The following is a 22534-nucleotide window of genomic DNA, read 5'->3' on the forward strand; positions in this document are numbered from 1 at the left end:
TTTCGACACAATAAGTAGACAAAAACGACTTTTAACTTCTATATTTAGTCCTATAAGATAGAGAATTTGTTATTCTTTATGTATAGCAAAAGAAAAGCATAGGAGGATAATATGCAACCATTTACTAAACAGGTAATTCGGATTATTCAAGCTATTCCATATGGAAAAGTAATGACTTATGGACAGATTGCCGCAGAAGCAGGAAGTCCACGAGCTGCTAGACAGGTTGTGCGTGTGTTACATTCGATGAGTAAGAAGTATAATCTTCCGTGGCATAGAGTGGTGAATAGTAAAGGAGAGATCGCTATAGCAGACGATGAATCCCGTTTTCTCCAACAATTGTTGCTGGAAGAAGAAGGTATCGAATTCGGTCTACATGCTATCGTCGATCTCTCTATTTATCGGTATGAATACGTGGAATCTGAACAATACGACGAAATATAATTTTATAATGCTCGGATCGTTCCGCCATCTACGATCAGAGATTGTCCGGTTACATACGTATTTGCAAATGAACCATAAAATACAACCATGCGTGCAAATTCTTCCGGTGTTCCCATTCGTCCGAGTGGAATCTGCGCTGTAGCTTGTGCTTGCAATTCTTCTATAGCTATTTGCTGATCTGCCGCCCGTTTACTATCTAATTCTAAGATTCGATCGGTAGCTATACGTCCGGGTGCTACCGTATTGATCAAAATACCATGTTGACCGTATTCTGACGATAACGTCTTCGTCAGCGCCTGAATACCGGCACGAAAAACATTAGATAAAATTAAGCCGTCGATAGGCTGTTTGACCGAAGAAGAAGCAATATTGACGATTCTTCCGCCTGCATTGGCTTGAAGAGCTGGTAACGCTGCACGAATCAGACGAATTGTACTTAGTAAATTTTGTTCAAAGGCTTGTTGCCATTGCTCGTCTTCCATATCTGCAAATGTTCCTCCAGGTGGCCCTCCTGCGTTGGTTACCAATACATCTAATCGTCCTGTACGTTCTACTGTCTGCGCTATAGCAGCTTTGATTTGCGCAGCATCATTCACATCCATTTGTACTATATCTACCGTTACACCGGTGACCAAAGCAATCTCTGTTTGAGCTTCCTGTAGCTGTTCGATATGACGACTGGCGATCGTTACATTAGCACCTTCTTTTACAAATTCGAGTGCGCTGGCTCTTCCTAATCCTTTACTAGCAGCAGCTACAAATACAGATTTATCCTGCAATCCTAATTCCATGTTAAACCCTCCTAAAATTGTGTGATTGATTTCCAAAATCTCTCTGGTTCATTTTGAAAAATCCCTATATAATTCATCTAGCTTGATGAAAGGTCTTTATTTCAAATCTAAGACGTTTTTTTTAAGTTTTGCCACAAATTTGCTCTCAGAATTTATTAAATAAGTGTGAAGTGTCGATATACTGAATATAACCATTTTTGTACGGAAGCCGATGTGATTTTCTTTTATCATAAATTGAAGATTACGTATCACCTATTGAAATTATACCTATACAGTATAGACACGAACCAAAATAACAGAAGCGAACTTTATCTATCCGGCTGGTTCGAGGTTTTTTTACCATGTTTATAATGATTGTCGAACTATTCAATAAGGTGTTCTTATACGCCAATACTTAACAGTCTAAGTGGAATTGTTACCTTAAACTATAATAGATGGAAGTGACTACTATTGAGGTTGATACCTGTTACCTCCCTACAGCCGGGAATGCGATTAGCCAAAAAAATACACAATGATGAAGGAGTTGTACTCCTCGCTATAGACTCCGAATTAACAAGCGGTATTATTCGTAAATTACATAATCATGGTCTCGATTATGTGTACATCCAAGATGCGGATACTGAAGATATCGTAGTCAAAGATATTATTACTTCTGAGACTCGCCATAAAGCGTTACAAGAAATACAGACTGGATTCCGCAGTCTAATCGATCCTCAAGCACAAAAAAAGAATTACCCTTTGATCGGACGTTCTTTTTCAGGAGTGGTTGATTCGATTCTAAATGATATCAGCTCAGACCCTGAAGTGATGATTATGTTATTGAATATCAATGCGAAAGATCAATATTTATACCATCATTCTTTAAATGTATGCATTTATACGCTTTTACTGGGCAAAGTACATGGATACTCGACAGAAGAACTACATGTACTCGGAATTGGTTCACTGCTACACGATATTGGCAAAATTAAGATACCTAACTCGATTTTGTCCAAGCCAGAGCGGTTAACCGATATGGAATATGAAGAAATTAAGCTACACACTGAATACGGGTACAAAATGTTAAAAGACGAGCCCGGGATTCCGCTACTCGCTGCTCATTGCGCTTATCAGCATCATGAACGATTGAACGGAAGTGGCTACCCTCGCGGAATCAAAGAGCCTGAGATTCATGAATATGCGAAATGGATCGCTATTGCCGATTCATATGATGCATTGACAACCAGTCGTGTGTATCGCTCTGCCCTTTTGCCCCATCAAGCTTTAGAAGTTTTATATGCAGGATATGGCACAATGTATGATAAATATATGATGGAAATTTTTAAAAGTCGTGTCGCTATTTATCCGATTGGTCTAACAGTCATTTTGAGCAATGGTCTTAAAGGTGTGGTTGTTCATATTCACAAATCGATTACTCAACGTCCTATTATTCGTATTCTATATAATGAAGCGGGTGAACGATTAGATTCACCTTATGATCTAGATCTACTAGCTCACCATTCTATCGTTATTGCAGGTGTAGAAGGTCTAAATACACATATGCACACGTAATCGTAATCTATGCTTATAACTAACGTTATACAGGCTTAATTATACAAAGAGATTCGTCAGATCATTAAGATCTGGCGAATCTCTTCTTCGGTTAACGCTGTTAACGCAGGTTGTTCTGTGCCGGCTTGAATCACTTCATCGATCAAATGCTTTTTTGTCTGTTGCAATTCGAACATTTTATCTTCAACAGTACCTTGCGCAATCAAGCGAATCACTTGCACTGTATTTCGCTGTCCTATTCGGTGAGCACGATCAGCCGCTTGTTCTTCTACCGCTGGATTCCACCATAGATCATATAAAATAACCGTATCGGCTCCGGTCAGATTAAGCCCTGTGCCCCCTGCTTTGAGCGAAATTAAGAAAATATCTCGCTCTCCTTCGTTGTATCGATTACATAACTCTACCCGTTCCGCTACAGGAGTACTTCCGTCTAGATTAAAGTAGGGAACTTGTGCTTGTTGAAGCTCTTGTCCGATAATTCCCAACATCTCGGTAAATTGAGAAAAGATCAATAATCGCTTGCCTGCATCCAGACTTTCTTCCACAATTTCTAACAATTGTTCTAGCTTGGCTGATCCACCTTCATAATTTTGTACAAATAAAGCGGGATGACAGCACAATTGGCGTAGACGGGTAAGCCCGGCTAGAATTTTGATTTTATTTTGCGGAACAGCTTTATCATTCAAATGCTTCAAAGCATCTTGTTGCAGTCTAGCGAGATAAGCAGCATACAGTTTTTTCTGCTCTGGTAATAATTCAGAGACAAGAATATGTTCCTGTTTATCAGGCAGTTCTTTAAGTACATCTTTTTTCAATCGTCTCAGTACAAATGGACGAATCCGCTTGGCAACTGTTTCTTTCGGCAGATCAGCAAATGACTTTTTATCGCCCAATAGTTGAGGAAATACTACATGCATAATCGCCCATAATTCATAGATCGAATTTTCTATCGGTGTACCTGTTAACGCAAAACGATAATGCGCTTGAATTTGTTTGACCGCTTTTGCGACTTGAGTGAGATCGTTTTTGAATGTCTGTGCTTCATCCAAGATCAACGTATGAAAAGAAGACCGATGCACTTGTTCTAGATCACGACGCAATAATGGATATGAGGTAATGATCACATCAACAGCAGGTTGAGTATTATCTTCTGTATCTGACGGTTGCTGTTGCAATGACTGATACCATCGCCGATTACGTTCGGTTTTGCTTCCATCGATCAGACAAATAGTCATCTCGGGAGCAAAGCGCCGAATCTCATGTTGCCAGTTATACATAAGTGAAGCAGGCGTTACGATCAATGCAGGCTGACCACTGCGCCGGATATCAGATAACATAGAAGCTAGAAAAGTGATACTTTGTAACGTTTTGCCAAGCCCCATATCGTCCGCCAGAATACCACCAAATCTATAATGAGCAAGTGTTCTCATCCATTGATATCCATACTGCTGATAATCTCGCAAAATAGGAGCGATATGCGCAGGCACAGGTTCTTCACGCAGATCAGGATTACGCATATTGTCTAATAACAAACGTAGCGACTTACCAAACTGTACACTTTCGTTGGTTGATTCTTGATCCAGCCCTGCTAATCCTTGGATTAGTGGCATCCGCATCACTAACTGTCCGATCTGTTCTTCATCAGTGGTATCTTCTATCAGATCATGATCTATTGGCACCAACTTCGCCATACCTGTTTGCTGAATAAAAGCGATAATGTTGCGAAATTCTTGCTGTTCTAACGGTAATAATGCTCCACTGGGTAGACGATGGTAGCGCCGTTGTTCCCGTAGCGAATTGAGCACTTCTACAATCTGAGATTCTGCTATACCGTCCAACTCTAAAGTCAGTTCCAGCCAATCATGACGCGGGTCTGTATTCACTTTTAATTTGGGCGCAGATAAAGGGTTATACAATCTGGCTTTGACTGCTGAAGTTGCATACACTTCAACCCACTGTTCCAGACGAGGCAAGATATGATACAAAAATTCATATTCAGCATCTTCATCTGTCAAAAAATAACCGCCTTCGGTCTGTACAAAAGAACCTTCATCCAGCAACATCATAATCTCTTCTTCTTGCTTACCATCTCGTAATAAAATTTGTCCTTCTGGCAAAGAAGGCACTTGTAGTTCTAACGGATTGATAGTGACCTGTCCGTATTGAAATTCTAATCCTGCTAACAGCCGATCTCGCACACGATCCAGATACAATCGTGCTTGAAGTGGGGTACGCACAATATATTCAGAAACAGCGCGAGTCATATGAACCTGCCCCAATGTCATCAATCCTGGAATCACTTGCTCGATAAACGGTTCTAGTTGCTCTTCTGAGATAGTCATCGTCTGATGCGTCCGATATTGCTCTGACGCTTGCAACATATATTGAAGCTCGCTCAGACGCTGACACTCGTTCTCAGGCATATGAATCAATTGCCCGTGAGAAATCACCGTTTCATACCATTCCATTACAATAAGGTGCTCCAGCCCTTCTACATGCAGTTCGTACCGAGGTGGAGCGCTAATAGATATAATTCCTTTACTACTTTCGGCAGATTCTTGTTCATATCGATCCAGTTGAAATTGAATCGGCAACGACTCCTGACTAGGCATTACTGCGCCCCACTGCTGACCGTTATATTCTAACGTGGTCGATGAGGCATGAGACAATTGCTCTAGTATTTCTTGCCAGTGTGACGCCGGAATTAATACAAACCGCTGTTGTTGTTGATGATATCCAGCAATAGTTCCTTGCGCTTCCCAGCTTCCGTACTGTTGTTCTTCTTGAATAATATCGAGCATATGCTGAATAAGACGATCATCTGTACGAGCAAAGCTATGTAGTTCAGGATCGTAGGTGAATGATTTGGAAAAATAATAACTTTCCCGTCGTTTGACATGCTCTAGAAATTCGATCAACTGCTGTACAATATAAACACGCTTGGGCCCAACTTTCATTTCAATACCTATTCGATATTGCCGATTACCGTAAGCGATTGGCTTACAGATCCATTCGACTTGAAGTGTGCTTCGAGTCTCGAAATATGTTCGACTGCCACTAGGACGTTGCTTTTTATCAGCAAATAAAGAAAGCATATGTCGGGTTAATTGTAGTGCATCGTTATGCTGTTGCTGTATCTGACGCTCATCTTCGTGTGAATGATCTACCGTTTGCCCTTCTTCAAGCACAGACCTGTCAGGCTTCACAGAAGACTCTACCAGAACGGGCACAATTCCTTGCTGATTCGCATAATAGATATGGATCAACACCGCCGCAATATGCTGACAATAATGATCATAGGAGGACAGCGACGGGCAACTACACTGAGCATACACTTCCCCTTCCTCGTCTACATTTACAGAGACTTGTTCGGTCAATTTGGCTCTAATATGCACAATCGCTTGATATATCGAAGCTTGCTGATCGTATTGAATAAAGGAGACTTTACCATTACGGTAATACGATTTCCCTTTCGCAAAAGCAGTCTTTCCACACCATAATTCGATGGTTGGCAAATGAAGTTCGGTACTCACGTTAGAATCCTCCTTGTTGAACGTAATCAGGTATATCGTTGTTACTTCTATAGTATACTGCCTATAAATGAGCCGTTATAATCTGTACCGTATCCCCTTGATAAATTGTACCTTCCCGTTCTACTGAACAGACGATACCTCTTGCTTTGCGTGCAGCCGGTACGAATTTGGAACGTAATTTGGGAATATCGTATACCTCTTCAATCACTTTGCCAGGGAAGATACAAGGAAGATTTTCTCCTTCACAGATCAGACCGGTTCCATCAGGAAAGATCAATCTCGCTCCTGCTGGCAAGTGGGTAAGCTGGTCGAATCCACGTATCATCAGATTAGCCCCTAGCCATTCAGGTCTTACTTCAGGCAATTTCATACGTAATGCAATCTGTTCGCAATCTTCATAAGACACTATACTGATCTGTCTGCGATTCGCAATCATTGTGCCTTTTTTATATATTTTCTGTCTGGAATCCGCAGGGCGTAACAATCCATAATGACGATCTCCAGGAATACCTGCCAGCTCTACCGCAATCGAAGGCAATTCTCGAGTAATAAAGCTTTTGGGTGTATCTGCTATTAATACTTGTTGTACGGTTATCATCTGCTCGGTCATAGAATTTCTCCTTTAAAGTGGATATGTTTATATCATCCTTGTTGTATATACAATGTGAATATCATAGAGGAAATACACCTAAAAAAGAAGCCCTATGCTAAAGGCTTCTTTTCATTACTTATAGAAAGACAAATCAATATTTGATCTAGCACCTGTACATTTAGAAAGAAGAAAGTTGTTGTTGATTCATTTTGCCAACCGCTCTACGACGATAGACTACGGTTAATCCTATAGCAACACCGACAAAGCTATACAGCACCACACTGGATAACGCAAGTACTTCGCCAACACTCAATTCATAGATCATCACTACTTTAGTACAAGCTTCTAGAACCAGTAATACTCCCCAGATCAGGGTCATATTGCGCATCATTTTACGAAAGTAAGCATTTTGCCATTTCTGTTCTATATTAGTGACACGAGTAAAGCGACTCGCTAGATGGTAAATCATTGGTTTATTCAGTAACAAAGAACTTAAAAATACAATGCCAACTACACCTGTAATCATGGATTCTCTTAACAGTAACATCTTTTCACTACCGCCTAATAATACCATGACCAGTGAAAGGATAAACGTCATTAGCATCAATCCACCAAACACATCTAGATTTCGATGTTTAGCAAAATGGAATACATTTTCAACCAAAGGAATCAAAGTCACTATCGACAATGCCATCAAATGCCCTACATACGGTGACAACAACATATACATTCCCCACGGAATCAGACCATTAACAACAAGTGTGAATACAATATAATTACGCGATAACATATGAGACATACTAAACACTCCTTTGATATATGTGATATGGAATAATGTGTATCTTATTTGTTCGTTCTATACTTTATCTCTTACCAAAATCTTAACACGATAGCTCTGAAGTGAAATCTATCGCATGGTTAGTTTTGAAGTATATCGCTAGATAGATAAAAAAAGACTTTCCTAATCCAGAACATAATCGTTCGGATAGAAAAGTCTTTGAATTATACTCTATTCATTTATACCAGTGGATGAATCGTAAATTCGAAAGCTAACGGTTGATCCGCAGGAATCTGATACTCGTCTAATACAGGAGCACCCCAGCTATCATCGCCGCCTACACCCATTTGCTTGCCAGCTACAGTGACTACCGTATAGTACACATTTGGCAATTCATATTGATGATAAGCACTTTCTAATTCAAAAGCAGTATACGGTGAAATATTACATTCTACCGGTGCTGTCGATGGCGCTGTAATCCGAATCCCTTGTTTACGTTGATCAGTAATATCAACGCGACGTACACCTGTACGATTACCGGATTCTTGAGGAACAACATAACCGGATACATTATCAGAAGTTTGATTCTGGAAATGGGTTAAACGAGCACCAAACGCACGATCACTATAGTTCTCATCAGGTCCCATAGCATACCAGTCCAGTTGATCGTAATCTGCCGGTACTTTAAACGATAATGCGAAAATCGGTAGATTCGCAAGTCCTGTCGCACCGTTGTAAGTAGACTGTACTTTTACACTTCCGTCTCCATACACTGTATAGGTTGTTGTTACTTTCAGATCAGCGTGAATACTGAATCCATAATGGAATGTAACTGTTATATGGTCTGCTTGCTCATTCACATCAATGCCTACACATTGACGAGCTAGACTTGCTGCAAACCAGTTACCTGCATGGAATCCTCTAGCTGTTCCTTTATCGTTATCTGTTGTTGCACGCCAGAATAATGGTGCTGGTGGAGTAGAGATCATTTCACGTTGACCATAACGTAAAGACGTCAAACTGCCTGCCCCTTTAGAAAACATCACGCTAAATCCTGTACCATGTACACCGATATTGACATCGCCATGTGCTACGCGCAATGTACCTGTTGGAAGTGCAGATGCTTCTTTTTGTTCCACGTGGAAAATATGTTGTCCAAATGCGACTTCATAACCAGCGTCTGCCCATAGTTCTGCTTCTTTCAGTACAAGCGCGGCATGAATTACATATTCACCTGATTGAGTGTGCATATCTGGCAATACCCATTCAATACGTGCTTGGGATTGTGCATGGACTTGAACTGGCATCGTGTTTGTATATACTTCTACACCTTCATGAAGAAGGCTATAGACTAGATTGTAAGCATCTGTGCCGACAAATACATTTTCATTTACAATCGTAATCGCACTTACATCAGGAAGAAGCTTGATATTTTGATATAAGAATTTAACTTCTTGCATTTTAGGAGAAACTTTACGATCAGCATAGACGATACCATCAGTACAGAAATTATAATCGGTCGCACGATCATCATAATCGCCACCAAATGCTAAATATTCTTTACCATAGCGATCTTCTTTCATGACCGCTTGATCGATATAATCCCAGATAAATCCACCTTGATACATCTCATACTTCTGTTCCAAATCCGTATATTTAGACATACCGCCAACCGAATTACCCATGGCATGCATGTATTCACAACTGATATATGGTTTTTGCGGATCGTTATTTAGATACTCTTCTACATCAGCTACTTTGGCATACATCCGGCTTTCCATATCACTTGTTGCATCATAATCACGATTATGGAATACACCTTCATAATGAACAAGACGAGTAGGATCGGTTGTATGGAAGTAATTAGACACATTCAGAATCACTTCACCTGCGTATGCTTCATTACCACAAGACCAGATCAGAATCGATGGATGGTTTTTGTCACGTTCTACCATAGAGATCGCACGATCCATCACGATATCTTGCCACTCTGGCAAATTACCAGGAACATTCCAGGATGGCTCAACAGCGCCCATCTTCTGCCATGAACCATGACTTTCTAAGTTCATCTCATCGATCACATACAGACCATACTCATCACATAGCTCATACCAGAGCGTCTGATTCGGATAATGCGATGTACGTACAGCGTTCATGTTGTTTTGCTTAATCGTGCGAACATCCCACAGCATATCTTCGGCTGTAATCGCGCGTCCTGTACGAGCATTAAATTCATGACGGTTGACACCTTTGAACACAATGCGTTTGCCATTGAGGCACATCACTTTGTTGATCATTTCAAAACGGCGGAATCCTGATTTCTGTGGAATCACTTCTACCAGATGACCTGCTTCGTCATAGATAGAAATCAACAATGTATACAGATAAGGATGCTCTGCGCTCCATGTATGTACATTATCGATCGTCGTAGTCAGCTCTGCTTTTCCATTAACAAATGTAGCTTCAAGCGAACTCACATTAGCCCCTGTTGCATCTTGGACTTCGATCATCGCTTTTGCCGAAATCGATTGCTCTAATGTTAATTGTACCGACAACTGACCTTGCGTATAAGCATCATCCAATCCAGCATTTACATGAAGATCGCGAACATGCACAGATGGTACTGTATACAAATATACATCCCGGAAAATACCGGAGAAACGCCAGAAATCCTGATCTTCTAACCATGAACCTGTACTGCGTTGGTACACTTCAACTGCTAATTTATTTTCACCTGCTTGCAGATAAGGAGTTAGATCAAAATCCGCTGGTGTAAAGCTATCCTCACTATAACCGACAAATTGTCCATTTAACCAGACGTAAAAAGCAGACTCTACCCCTTGAAATGAAATATAGATAGGTGATTGCTCTCCAGATGGACGATCTAATAAATGCGAAGGAACGGTAAAGTATTTCACATAACTGCCTACCGGATTAGATTGAGTAGATAGGCTATTTTCGACTGTAGCTGTCTCGGATGTGAACAATGGACGCAAATCTTCATGTCCGTCCCATGGATACATCGTATTCACGTACTGCATTTGTCCATAACCTTGCAATTGAATATGACCGGGAACAGTAATGTCTCCCCAACCATCACAAACAAAGTCTGTTTCTTGAAATCCTTGCGGACGACTGCTTGGATTAGTAGCATAGTTAAATTTCCAATTACCATTCAGTGACGAACGAAGCTTCATATCGCCACGCGTCTGTGCTTCTTCTAACGTTTCATAGTATTTATGATCTGAGTACGCTTTCAAGCGATTGACAGCAAATACACTGACATCGGTTAACCAGTCCAAACTAGGCTTTTGTTGATTCATGTCCATACCCCCGACTTTTCTTTGTTTTAGAGTGACTAGCGCTCCGGGGAATCGTTATTCTTGCCGTCGCTGGTAAAACTCGGATATCTTGATTTGACCACTGAGTGGTCGATATCCGAATTTTAAAGGCTCCTTTCAGAATAACGATTCCCCTCCGCTAGATGTAACTGCTACTCCATTTGAATGCGTCTCCGCAGGAAAGATTAGACCTTACATCGTCCTTTAGAGTGCATTATGACTTTGAATTACATTGTTGCTTTGGAATTTTGATCTCGTATGCGCTTTGGCTATATGGTTTTTTCATTAATGATCTTAGTATCGCTCTAGCATTGCTATTCGCTTTAGCAACGATATCATAATGCCTTTGATCTCAAACTAATTCATTTCAAGTTACTCTCAAAATCAGATAATCTTAAAGCCTCAAACAAGTCAAAACCATAAAATCCTTATCAAACCCTTACATCCTTAAATCTTTTACTTTTTTATTTTTTTATTCCTTTGTTCTTGAATACTAAATTCCAATTTAAAATCCTTAAACCCTTAAATCCCTAGATTCTTAATTCCCTAAATCTACCCTGCCCACTACTCGAAGTAAAACTAAATCTCTTTTTGTGGACGTGGCAAAGTGGCTGTGATGCGGCGGAGCGGAGTTTAAGGAAATTGTCCTGAACGTCGCCTTTAAAGATAAATGCGACTGCCTGGCAGTCATTCAAAGCATTTATCTTTACCAGCGGCGGCAAGGACAATTCCTTAGACGAAGCGGTCCCCATCAACAACCACAGCCACTCTCCACAACCCGGAGATTTATTTTACCGATCCAACCATTCCTGCTACGAAGTGCTTTTGCATTACGAAGAAGACAATAGCGGTAGGCAGTGTAGAGAATACGATAGCGATCATAATCATACCGAAATCAGGTGCATAACTAGATCCCATATTAGAAATCAGCAACGGAATCGTTTGATTTTCTGGCGATTGTAAAACAACCAAAGGCCATAGGTAGTTATTCCAGCTCGACATAAACGTAATAATCGCTGCTGCGGCATAACTTGTTTTCATTGTTGGCATGTATACACGGAAGAACAATCCCAATTCAGTGAGTCCATCCATACGACCTGCTTCAAGCAAGTCTTTCGGAAACATTTTGGTACTTTGACGGAAGAAGAAAATAAGAAATGCTGTAGTGACTGTTGGAATCACAACAGATGCTAAAGTATCAATACCAATCACCGGTACAACATTACTAATTTTACCGAACATGCGATATAACGGAACCATCATCGCTGCAAAAGGAATCATCATCGATAATAGTAAAATGTTAAATACGATATCTTTTGCTTTACTGCGGTAGACTTCAAATCCATAACCTGCAAGTGAAGCGATTAACAATGCCAAAATCGTTGTACTGATCGAAATTTTAGCAGAGTTGCCGAGTGCACCTAGAATATTTACAGAACTCGTTAATTTTTGGAAGTTTTCGATCAAATGAGAACCTGGTAGCAATCTACCCTGCGTAACGTCTACAGAAAGGTTCGTTGCACTAACGAGCATCCAGAAAAACGGGAAAATGGAAATAAATGCAGCGATACTCAAGAAAATATAAGTGAAAAACGTTTTGGATTTATTCATTGCGATCACCTGCCACTCTGAATTGAATAAATGCTAAGATGATGATCATAATTACGATAGAATACGATACGGTTGCTGCATAACCAAAGTCTGCTGAATATTTGAACGACAGATTGTAGATATACTGCGAAATCGATGTGGTCGCATTACCTGGTCCACCTTTGGTAATATTGACGACTTCATCAAATAGTTGCAGTGTACCAATTGTCGATGTGATCGATGTGAACAAAATAATAGGTTTTAGCATAGGAATCGTAATGCTGAAAAATTGACGAATGGCAGAAGCGCCATCAATACGTGCTGCTTCATAAATAGAGCTGTCGATATTTTGTAATCCAGATAGATAGAAAATCATGTTATAACCTGTCCAGCGCCATGTGATCGCGATAATGATCGTCACTTTTGCCCAGAACGGATCAGCAATCCATTCAATCGGAGCACCGATCAAATGCAATTTAAGTAGTAACGCATTGACCAAACCATCGGAAGAAAAAAGGTATTTAAATACAACAGAATAAGCAACAAGCGATGTGATACAAGGTAAGAAGATAGCTGTACGGAAAAATCCTTTAAATTTCAAACGAGGATTATTCAATAGTACAGAGATGAACAAAGCAAGCACAACCATCAAAGGTACTTGGAAAATTAAATAGATGAATGTGTTTTTTACGGCTGTAAGGAACATATCATCTGTAAATAAACGAGCATAGTTATCAATACCGTTAAATTTCAGATTGGAACCTGTTCCCGTTTGGAACGAAAGAATAAGTGCTTGAATCATAGGATAAAAGTAAAACGCACATATCATCAAAACGGCTAATGCAATAAATAACCATCCTGTTAAGCCAGCTTTGAAACGAGGGCCGAACTTGGATTGAGGTTGAGCTGCTTTCATTTCTTTCATCTCCTTTATATCGCTTGTGGTTGTTTTATTTTTTTATTTACGGCTTAGATACGGCAATAAAACCTTGAACGGCAAAGCTCAAGGTTTCATTGCTGTTTCTATTGCCTTACGCCCAGCAAGCTTTCTCTATCCACTTTTTGAGCAGATCGGGTACAGTATAATTTTTTAATAAATCAAAATAGTTTATTTCAGTTGAGCTTCTGCTTGAGCTTGAACATCGTTCAATACAGAGTCAATGTCTTTACCAGCAAGGTAATTTTGTACTTCTACTGTCATGATATCTTCGATAGCATACGTGTGTAGACCGTAGTTTACGTTAGGAACTTCTGTTGTCCATTTTGCAAAGTCAGCATAGATTTTTTGTCCGCCAAAGAATTCATCTGCTTTGTCATAAGCTGAACCTGTAGAAGCCGCTTTGAATGTACCGATAATACCGATTTTGTTCAACATATCTTGGTACAATTCTTTATCAGAACCGAATGTTTCTTTCATGAAATCAGCAGCAGTGTCTTGTCCGTCTACGTTCATGACATACCATGAGCTACCACCGATATTAGATGCGTGTACAGAGTTTGGTGTGTTTTTCAATTTAGGGAATGGAACAACAGCCCATTTACCAGATTGAGAAGCTTCTGCTTTAACAGAAGGTGTGATCCAGTTACCTGTAGGAACAGACGCTACAGCACCACTGTTGAATGCAGCCAAGAATTGACTCCAGTCAGAGTTGGTTTTTACGATGTTTGCATCAAACATTGCTTTGTAATCTTCCATAGCTTCTTTCAAAGCTGCGTTTCCTGCAATGTTAGGTGTTTTACCGTCTTCTTTAAGGTACCAAGAACCAGCAGATTGGATCATTGCACGAATCAATCCCAAATCATTCGGATCTTGAGTTAACATATCTTTACCAGTTTTAGCTTTAACTGCTTTACCGATTTCGATAAATTTATTCCAATCGATATCTTGCATATCTTCAGGTGTGTAACCCGCTTCTTTAAGGTAATCTGTTCTTACATACATACCTGTTACACCGGAATCAAATGGAACTCCATATTGTTTACCGTTGTAGCTTGTAGGGCCTGCTTTGTAATCTGCAAAGTCAGATGCTTTGATAGAATCAGACATATCACGGAAAGAATCTGGATACGCTTGCAAGAAGTTTTGTGAACGATAATCTTCGATCAACACAATGTTTGGAAGACCTTTAGTTGTACCGGAGTTCAAACCTGTGTTTAATTTTTGTACAATATCCGCTTGAGCGTTTTCAATGATGTTGATTGTAACATCAGGATGCTTAGCCATATATCTCTCTTTAGCTAAATTCAATGCTGCTATGTTAAATTTAGCGTCCCATGCCCATACTGTGATTTCTTTTTTAGCTGGATCAGAACTTGCACCGCTACCAGCGTTGCTGGAACATGCAGATAACATGAAAACGGTTGCTAGTAAAAGAAACATCATTTTTTTCATTTTTGTTCAACCCCTGTTCTTTTTTTGAAAGCGTTTACCATTTGGTCTATTTATCTTACCACCTCTTAATTTAAATACGGTATGACTATCTTTGTGAGGATTTGTGATTTTCTTATATTTCAAATTTTTGATAGCGTTATCATTAGTAATATATTTGGATAATGGTAGAAATTAAACATCTAAATTGAGGTAGTTAGCAAGTATGGTCGCAGTTGAGGGAGACCGCTTTGGGGATCTATACTTTCTTGTCGTCGCTGGTAAAACTCGGATATCTTGATTTGACCGCAGGCGGTCGATATCCGAGTCTTAAAGGCTCCTTTTAGAAAGAATAGATTCCCCTGCGCTCTGTGCTGGAAGGATTTTTGGTGTGGAATAGCTGATTTAGAGCACCCATTTGAATGTTGGGGGGGCGGTGAGCAAGAAAGAATGTGGATCGAAAAATATGGAGCGGCTAGGTGAATATTTCTATATTGAATTTATGACTACTATATATAGTGAACAGATTAGGTAAGTGTATAGATTGAATGGTTTGGTATTTTTGATAGAAATATCTTTAGATTTGTTCATGACAAATAGAAGAACGGTCGACGCTTATTGCTAAGTATCGACCGTTCTTTTATTTAAATATATTGAAGTTCGTATTTTTATTATGGAATAAATGTTGTTTATCGTAGAGTATGAAAACATGAAAGATTACTATGCACAAAAGAACTCTGCTATTCCTTTTAGGAAATGGGATGTGTTTGAATGTTGAGTATCTTTTACAAGTTATTGCTGTTCCAAAATTAATGGCATCGTGATTTTGACTTTGGTGCCTTCGCCTTTGGTGCTGGAAATGGTTACTCCGTATTGTTCGCCGTAGAGCAGTGTGATGCGGTTGTGGACATTTTGGATACCGATACCTGTAAATAGTTGGCGCTTGCTTTTCGGGTTCGGTAACGGGTTATGTTCGCCCACTTCAGATAGACCGTCCATGCCGTCTCCATTGTCGACTACTTCGCAAGTCAGTACGCCATCGGATTGAGAGACCATAATATAGATGATTCCGTTTTGTTTTTCATTAAATGCATGGAAAAACGCATTTTCGATAAACGGTTGAATAATCAATTTGGGCACATGGTATTCCAGACAATCCGGCGAGACAAAATAATTGACCTGTACGCGTTGTCCATACCGCACATGGTTGATAAATACATAGTTTTTCATATTGCCAAGTTCTTGTTCGATCGTGATCGTTTCACTCACATTACTGATCGTATTTTGCAATAACGAGATCAGAGCGTTAATCGTCTCAGCGGCGGTTTCTTTGTTCCCTTTTTGCACCAGAATTTTGATCGAAGCCAGCGTGTTATACAGGAAATGTGGATTAATCTGTCGTTGTAATGCGGCTAGCTCTGCATTGCGCTGATCTTTCTGTGTCTGAAGTAAACGTTCGATATAATCGTTTAATTCATCCAACATATAGTTATAAGCCCGACCCAACTCTTGAACTTCATAACTTCCACTCACTTGAATATAATTGTCAAAATTTTTCTCGGTAATGGTAGACATCTGCTTCACTAGACGGGTCAATGATTGTGTCAATCGGCGCGAGATTAAGAATACGATCAACAGTGCTCCACTGACAATCGCAATACAGATCAACGCTACAGAGCGCACATTAATAATCTGTCCGACTGCAAATTCACGATCGACCAGATTCACTAGATAAAAGTCATACTCAGGCACATAGTTGGATAAAATAATATGATCTTTGCCCATCACATCTGCATCCATATAATCCAGATGTTTTTTGTCAATTTGGGTCGCATAACTCAGTAATTCCGGTGCAAATGTACCGATTAAGTCATCTCGGTTACTGGATACGATCCGACCACTCGCATTTACGATAAGAACATCATTACCTGTACTGGTAAAATTACTATAAAACCGCTTGAACTCTCGCTCTTGAATCGCTATATAGATAGTGCCATACAAAAAGTTACTTGTGCGCTCCATCAATGCTTTTGATGCAATAATATAATGTTCTGCGGGTTGATTGATATCTGTCGATTCTTCATCATATTGATACATCAATCGCTTCGGTTCAGCAATTGTATTTTTGGTAATCGGACTTTTGGTTAATTCACTCATTGGAATCGGCCAGTATCCATAATCCGAAGAATACCCTCTTCCATTCACTCCGGTGACTGTTACTCCTACTTCATAAGCATCTACATTCGATTTGATCTGCTTCATCTGTTGACCCATACTGAAATAAGAGCTAGCTGTAGCGACGGAATCACCTTCACCGCTTGTGAGAAAGCTTTTGACTGTCGCTGTCTGGGAAGCATGGCTGACTGCATTAACAATCGAATCGTTAAACGACTCAAAGCTTGTTTTGATCTGGTTCAGCACTTTGGAGTTGGTAATACTGAATGTCTCGGCAAATAAACGCTCTGACATTCGAATCGTTACCAGTGAAGTCAACAAACAAACAGCAATAATACTCACAACCATCACGATAAATAATTTAAAAAACAGACCTTGCTGTTTGAAATTGTCGATACTTTTTTTCATACTCATTCCCTTTTCTGTAACCCATTCATCACATATACAATAGTCAGATATTTTGCTTTGCAAAAATCACTTTTTATTGAACTTTGTAGCGCTTATGATGCCAAGCGCTTAACGTAAGTGTTTACGTCGGTATTGGCTTGGGGATAGTCCGGTTAGTTTTTTGAATACTTTGGTAAAATAACTAGGGTCAGAATAGCCTACTTTACTGCTGATATCTGCAATTGTGAACTGATCTTCTTTTAGCATACCAGCGGCTTTTTCGACGCGAATTTTGTTCAGATATTCGCTAAATCCTTCTTTATTATGGGTGGTAAAATAGCTAGACAAATAAGACGGGTTAAAATGAAAATATTGCCCTAACCCTGTCAGACTGAGCGACTCTGCAAAATGATCATCGATATACTCCAACAATTTCTTCATATTAGAGTTACTATTCGGTTGTGTGCGTGCTGCAATCTGCTCATCTACAACCAGCAAAAAGCGATTGAGCAAATCAACAGCTTCATTAATGTGTACCGCTTCATTGATCTGTTTGAAATAGTTATATTTCTCAGCATCCAGTTGTTCGATATCATAATCCAGATTGCCGAGTAATGTAATAATATTAAATACGATATTTCCTAGAAACGACTTCAACTCAAACGGAGTCGAGACGTAATTACCGGACATCGCTGTCACATATTGACGCAACTCTTGAAAAGCAAATTCAAAATGCTCTCGCTTCATCTCTTCAGCAAACTGCTTTAGATTAAAAGCACCTTGCACTGCAACAGGTGGCGGAAGTTCCGATTCTAACATCAGCTTACGCTCCGGGAAATAAAAGCGATAATCTAATAATTTCAAAATCTGTTGATGATATACTGGATCAATCTGTTCAAATACATCAAACGGATTACTCATCACCCAGCCGATTTGTGGAGATTGCATATAGATATCATCTGCTAATTGTTGAATAACAGTCACTAATCTAGCATATTGCGATTCTTCCAAATTCACCAGAAATACAATAAGACCGGAATCACTAACCGGTGCAGGTCGAAATACAATCGATGTGCCTAACGATTCAAGCACTTCTGCGAGTCTCATGCCTAAGGTAGATAAGTGACTTTGCACGACAGCAGACGTATGATTATTAGCGATATAACCGGAAGGCTGAACCCCGATCAGACAATAATGATCATATGGAAAAGCTTGCTTGATCAGTTCTTGCCCGTTATTCACTTCATAGCCAGAGATCACTTTTTCTATAATATGGTCAATCGATAATAGCTCTTGATCATTGTGTTCATTATATTGAAGAGATGGAATACGGCGCGCAGTCTTTTGTAATACCTGCAACAATTCTTGCGTTTCCAGCTTCGGTTTTAAAATATAATCAGCGACCCCACTCTGGAAAGTAGATCGTACGTAGCTAAATTCTCCATAACTGCTCAGTACAATCACTTCAATATGAGGGTACCTTTGCTTCACAATTCGCGTAAATTCTTCCCCATCCATAATCGGCATCACAATATCAGTAATGACAATATGAGGTTGCAATTGATCCACCAATTCAAGCGCTTCTTTTCCATTAGATGCTTCACCTACGATCTGAAATCCATGCTGTTCCCAGACCATATAGTGTTTAATTCCTTGTCTTACCAGAATTTCATCATCTACGATCAAAATTCTACATAGTTCTTTCATTATGACACTCCCTATATAACTCTACTGAAGCCTACAAGAATCTTACAGAATACCATTTATGGTAGCGTTTACAAACGTATAGTTTATTATTTATCTATTTAGTATTTTTATGCTAACACAGAATAGAGAATCATGGGACAAAATATTTGAATATTAATAGAGAGCTATAAGTTACATCAAAAAGAAGATACACTTTAATTAACTATTTTCAAAATAAATACAGAAAGAGGATAGTAATGAATCAAAAAATCTGGTTTGGTATGTTGGGTGTGATCTCAAATCATAGACTTCCTCTTCTATACAATAAAAAAACAGCCTAACGTGTTAGATGCACATTAGACTGTTTTTATTATTTTAGTGCTGTATAATCTTCATTCTTTTCTTCTATATAACTATATAGCATTCATTTGCGATCTAATGCCATTCGTGCTGCCAAAGCTGTCAATACACTTGCCATGAGCCAGCGTTGAATACTCATCCAAAATGGACGTTTACCTAGCCATGATACTACCTGACTTGCGACCAGTATAATCAATAGATTAATCATAAAGCTAATACTGATCTGGATTAGACCAAGAGTCGCACTTTGCATCAGCACTGATCCGCGTGCGGGATCGATAAATTGGGGTAATAAGGAGACATACAATACGGCTGCTTTGGGATTAAGTAAATTGGTCATAAAGCCCATCATAAATAACTTTTTAGGTGACTCTATCGTTAAAGCTTGAGGTTCTAATATATTGCGATCACTACCCGGGCGAATCGCTTTCCATGCTAACCACAGCAAATATACAGCTCCTGCCCATTTGATCATCGTATAGAGCACAGGCACAGTTAGAAATAATGCAGATAAGCCCATCATTGTTGCTACAATATACACGATAAAAGCGAGCATTACACCAAATAAAGAAATTATTCCTGCTACTCTTCCTTGTGTGACCGAACGTGAAATGAGATAGATCATATTCGGCCCTGGTGAACATACCATCCCCAAAGCTACTGCCGCAAAAGCTATCATCGCTCCAAAACTTATCATACTCATTACTCCTTTACCGTTTAATAAATCGATCTCAACTTATGACTAGACGTACAGTATGTAAGATTGTTATCAAGTATATCCTTTTGCCACTCATCTGTTAACCTGTATGTTAGTTATTTGACAATGACTGGTTATTCCTTCACAATAAATATAATGATCGTTCTATATAAGGAGGTATACTACGTGAGCAAAAAAAGAGAAACGTTATTGATTGTAGCGGAAAAGCTTTTTTATGAACATGGATTTCATGCGATTGGTCTGAAGCAGATTATTACAGAAGCAGATATTGCGATTATGACGCTCTACAACCATTTTGCTTCTAAAGATGAATTGATTGTAGAAGTGTTAAAGCGACGTGAGCAACAATATATGGAGTATTTACATCGTTTTCTAACCGATGATCGTGAAGATATTTTACTGAATTTGGCTAAAGGGCATGCCCAACGATTAATGGATATTCAGTCGCGTGGTTGTATGTTTTTACGGGCAAAAGAAGAATTTGCAGGTGATCCAACACATCCGGTCGTGCAGACTGTGAATCGTCATAAAGAAAATGTGATGAAATTTATCGAACAATTGGACTCGTCATTGACTCCACAACAGATTTTACAATTTTCGCTGTTGTTAGAAGGCTCTACTGCTTTGGCTGAGACAGAAGATACAGCTACGGTATGCGCTCAATTGATCGATATGACCGAGAAACTATTTGTACGTGCGGCTTAAACACAAATAATTACTCCGTTATAGCTATGCTATTTGCACGCACAATCAATCATTTCTAGAGGTTCGTAAATCTATCCCTTATTGCAGTGAGTATGTAGATACTCACTTTTTATTTAACCATAAGTATAATGATCGTTCTATATATTTATAATACATAAAGGAGTGTTATCCTATGAATGCTAAAAAAATTATATTCCCCGGTATAGCGATGATCGCGGTTTGTTACACCTTAGGTAGATACAGCTTCGGACTTTTTCTACCCGAGATTTCTAATTCTCTTTCGTTATCTACAACCGATGCAGGCTGGATCAGTTCGGTGATGTATATTGCTTATTGTCTGGCATTATTAACCGCTCCCTGGCTTATTCACAAATGGGGACATTATCAGGTAATCCGCTTGTCTGGAATCAGTGTGGTGGTTGGGATTGCTGGTGTTGCTTTGGCACCAAATGCCTTGATAGTAACGCTTAGTCTGTTCTTTGCTGGATTAAGTACAGGTTGGATATCGCCTGCTCTGGGCAATGCAGCTTCTACTGAACTTGCTGTAGCAGATCGGGATCGTGGCAATGTTTGGATCAATAGCGGAACAAGCTTTGGGATGGTGTTGTCTGGCCCTATCGCTTTATTATTTACCGAGTACTGGCGCTTGAGTTACGGGCTGTTCGCTGTTATTGCTCTTGTCACCCTGTATTGGAATAGCAAAAATATCCCGCATCGGCATCCTGTTGCTTCCTCTACTATGGAGGCTCCGCACAAGCTCAAGTTATTTGAGCCACATAGTCTAGCCTTGTTTGTAGGTTCGCTCCTCATTGGAAGCAGTTCTGCGATATACTGGACGTTTTCACGTAGCTTTTTGACAGTAGAACAAGGGTTATCTTATACAACAGCGATCTGGTTTTGGATTGTGATGGGAATATCAGGCATGGTTGCTGGTGGTTCTGGAAAATGGATCAATCGACTTGGACTGTCTACTTCGTATCGTCTGGGTATGTTTATGATGAATATGGGAATAATAGTGCTTATTGTGCCATCTGTGGGATTTAACTTTGCTTCCGCTATCTTATTTGGTATTTCTTTTATCTTTTTAAGCTGTATCTGTATTGTCTGGTCTACTCGTGTCTATCCCAAGCAACCTTCTATGGGGATCAGCTTTTCGTTTTTGATGATTGGTGCAGGGCAATTTGTAGGTGCTTTAGTTGCAGGAAGTGTGATTGATCGATTTTCGTATTCCGTAGGATTTGTGATCTTTGCTGGACTCGGACTGGTAGGGCTGTTGCTTAAAATCAAAACAAATACGACTGAATAGTATATCTTTTGATATTTGTCCAAATGATATTGCTATAGAAACCACTCATTTTCTATCTCAACAACGGATAACGTAAAGACACTGTATAGTGTCTTTTTTTGTAGTGCAAGTTCTAGTTAGACTGTCTAGCTTTCTCTAGATCATGGTATAATAAAGAGATTCGTTAATAGAGTACTACGCTTATGATTTTATAGCGTTATCGTGAAATA

15 protein-coding genes are annotated in these 22534 nt (G+C 39.5%); 4 read left to right on the plus strand and 11 right to left on the minus strand.

Annotation, left to right across the window (positions count from 1 at the left end; genetic code table 11):
- Positions 1–111 precede the first annotated feature (111 nt).
- The gene (locus ACFSGI_RS22735; RefSeq protein ID WP_204826961.1) at positions 112–444 is read left to right on the plus strand and encodes an MGMT family protein; all 333 of its coding nucleotides are present in this window, start codon (positions 112–114) and stop codon (positions 442–444) included.
- 2 nt (positions 445–446) lie between these two features.
- Here ACFSGI_RS22735 and ACFSGI_RS22740 read toward each other — a convergent pair whose 3' ends face one another.
- Positions 447–1235: an SDR family oxidoreductase gene (locus ACFSGI_RS22740; RefSeq protein ID WP_204826960.1), complete on the minus strand. Its 789-nt coding sequence runs from the start codon at positions 1233–1235 to the stop codon at positions 447–449.
- A gap of 486 nt (positions 1236–1721) precedes the next feature.
- On the opposite strand from ACFSGI_RS22740, the gene ACFSGI_RS22745 reads away from it, so the two are divergent.
- Positions 1722–2786 (plus strand): HD-GYP domain-containing protein, encoded by a 1065-nt coding sequence (locus ACFSGI_RS22745; RefSeq protein WP_204827015.1) that lies wholly within the window; start codon positions 1722–1724, stop codon positions 2784–2786.
- 56 nt (positions 2787–2842) lie between these two features.
- Here the strand turns inward: ACFSGI_RS22745 and ACFSGI_RS22750 are convergent, their stop codons facing one another.
- The 10 genes from ACFSGI_RS22750 to ACFSGI_RS22795 form a co-directional block, all read right to left on the minus strand.
- Entirely contained in the window at positions 2843–6319 is a 3477-nt protein-coding gene (locus ACFSGI_RS22750; protein WP_204826959.1) for a DEAD/DEAH box helicase, read from the minus strand.
- A gap of 61 nt (positions 6320–6380) precedes the next feature.
- A complete protein-coding gene (locus tag ACFSGI_RS22755; RefSeq protein ID WP_204826958.1) occupies positions 6381–6929 on the minus strand; it encodes an MOSC domain-containing protein in 549 nt (182 codons plus the stop codon).
- A gap of 160 nt (positions 6930–7089) precedes the next feature.
- Complete coding sequence (locus ACFSGI_RS22760) at positions 7090–7710, minus strand: VC0807 family protein (RefSeq protein WP_204826957.1); 621 nt, start codon at positions 7708–7710, stop codon at positions 7090–7092.
- Between the two features lie 218 nt (positions 7711–7928).
- Positions 7929–11012, minus strand: a complete 3084-nt coding sequence (gene lacZ, locus ACFSGI_RS22765) for a beta-galactosidase, LacZ type (protein ID WP_204826956.1) — start codon at positions 11010–11012, stop codon at positions 7929–7931.
- Between the two features lie 804 nt (positions 11013–11816).
- The gene (locus ACFSGI_RS22770) at positions 11817–12641 is read right to left on the minus strand and encodes a carbohydrate ABC transporter permease (RefSeq protein ID WP_204826955.1); all 825 of its coding nucleotides are present in this window, start codon (positions 12639–12641) and stop codon (positions 11817–11819) included.
- Positions 12634–13536 carry a carbohydrate ABC transporter permease gene (locus ACFSGI_RS22775; RefSeq protein WP_204826954.1) on the minus strand — a complete coding sequence of 301 codons (903 nt, stop codon included), beginning with the start codon at positions 13534–13536 and terminating at the stop codon, positions 12634–12636. The genes ACFSGI_RS22770 and ACFSGI_RS22775 overlap by 8 nt, the downstream gene beginning before the upstream one ends.
- Positions 13537–13728: 192 nt before the next feature.
- Positions 13729–15012 carry an ABC transporter substrate-binding protein gene (locus ACFSGI_RS22780; RefSeq protein ID WP_204826953.1) on the minus strand — a complete coding sequence of 428 codons (1284 nt, stop codon included), beginning with the start codon at positions 15010–15012 and terminating at the stop codon, positions 13729–13731.
- A gap of 768 nt (positions 15013–15780) precedes the next feature.
- Positions 15781–17571 (minus strand): cache domain-containing sensor histidine kinase, encoded by a 1791-nt coding sequence (locus ACFSGI_RS22785; RefSeq protein ID WP_204826952.1) that lies wholly within the window; start codon positions 17569–17571, stop codon positions 15781–15783.
- A gap of 108 nt (positions 17572–17679) precedes the next feature.
- The gene (locus tag ACFSGI_RS22790; RefSeq protein ID WP_204826951.1) at positions 17680–19257 is read right to left on the minus strand and encodes a response regulator transcription factor; all 1578 of its coding nucleotides are present in this window, start codon (positions 19255–19257) and stop codon (positions 17680–17682) included.
- A 403-nt stretch (positions 19258–19660) separates the two neighbouring features.
- Positions 19661–20293: a LysE family translocator gene (locus tag ACFSGI_RS22795; RefSeq protein WP_204826950.1), complete on the minus strand. Its 633-nt coding sequence runs from the start codon at positions 20291–20293 to the stop codon at positions 19661–19663.
- Between the two features lie 186 nt (positions 20294–20479).
- Between ACFSGI_RS22795 and ACFSGI_RS22800 the strand changes: the two genes are divergently transcribed.
- Together ACFSGI_RS22800 and ACFSGI_RS22805 are read left to right on the plus strand one after the other, a co-directional pair.
- A complete protein-coding gene (locus ACFSGI_RS22800; RefSeq protein ID WP_204826949.1) occupies positions 20480–21019 on the plus strand; it encodes a TetR/AcrR family transcriptional regulator in 540 nt (179 codons plus the stop codon).
- A 172-nt stretch (positions 21020–21191) separates the two neighbouring features.
- The gene (locus ACFSGI_RS22805; RefSeq protein ID WP_204826948.1) at positions 21192–22325 is read left to right on the plus strand and encodes an MFS transporter; all 1134 of its coding nucleotides are present in this window, start codon (positions 21192–21194) and stop codon (positions 22323–22325) included.
- Positions 22326–22534: the final 209 nt, after the last annotated feature.

Origin of the sequence: Paenibacillus nicotianae (genome assembly GCF_042681745.1) — a bacterium.
Lineage (GTDB): Bacteria > Bacillota > Bacilli > Paenibacillales > Paenibacillaceae > Saccharibacillus > Saccharibacillus nicotianae.

Excerpts from the sequence above, each read along its gene's own strand:
- ACFSGI_RS22780 (WP_204826953.1), bottom strand. The coding sequence starts at position 15,012 with ATGAAAAAAATGATGTTTCTTTTACTAGCAACCGTTTTCATGTTATCT.
- ACFSGI_RS22755 (WP_204826958.1), bottom strand. The coding sequence starts at position 6,929 with ATGACCGAGCAGATGATAACCGTACAACAAGTATTAATAGCAGATACA.
- ACFSGI_RS22740 (WP_204826960.1), bottom strand. The coding sequence starts at position 1,235 with ATGGAATTAGGATTGCAGGATAAATCTGTATTTGTAGCTGCTGCTAGT.
- ACFSGI_RS22760 (WP_204826957.1), bottom strand. The coding sequence starts at position 7,710 with ATGTCTCATATGTTATCGCGTAATTATATTGTATTCACACTTGTTGTT.
- ACFSGI_RS22745 (WP_204827015.1), top strand. The coding sequence starts at position 1,722 with ATGCGATTAGCCAAAAAAATACACAATGATGAAGGAGTTGTACTCCTC.
- ACFSGI_RS22735 (WP_204826961.1), top strand. The coding sequence starts at position 112 with ATGCAACCATTTACTAAACAGGTAATTCGGATTATTCAAGCTATTCCA.
- ACFSGI_RS22775 (WP_204826954.1), bottom strand. The coding sequence starts at position 13,536 with ATGAAAGCAGCTCAACCTCAATCCAAGTTCGGCCCTCGTTTCAAAGCT.
- ACFSGI_RS22785 (WP_204826952.1), bottom strand. The coding sequence starts at position 17,571 with ATGAAAAAAAGTATCGACAATTTCAAACAGCAAGGTCTGTTTTTTAAA.
- ACFSGI_RS22795 (WP_204826950.1), bottom strand. The coding sequence starts at position 20,293 with ATGATAAGTTTTGGAGCGATGATAGCTTTTGCGGCAGTAGCTTTGGGG.
- ACFSGI_RS22770 (WP_204826955.1), bottom strand. The coding sequence starts at position 12,641 with ATGAATAAATCCAAAACGTTTTTCACTTATATTTTCTTGAGTATCGCT.
- ACFSGI_RS22805 (WP_204826948.1), top strand. The coding sequence starts at position 21,192 with ATGAATGCTAAAAAAATTATATTCCCCGGTATAGCGATGATCGCGGTT.
- ACFSGI_RS22790 (WP_204826951.1), bottom strand. The coding sequence starts at position 19,257 with ATGAAAGAACTATGTAGAATTTTGATCGTAGATGATGAAATTCTGGTA.
- lacZ (WP_204826956.1), bottom strand. The coding sequence starts at position 11,012 with ATGAATCAACAAAAGCCTAGTTTGGACTGGTTAACCGATGTCAGTGTA.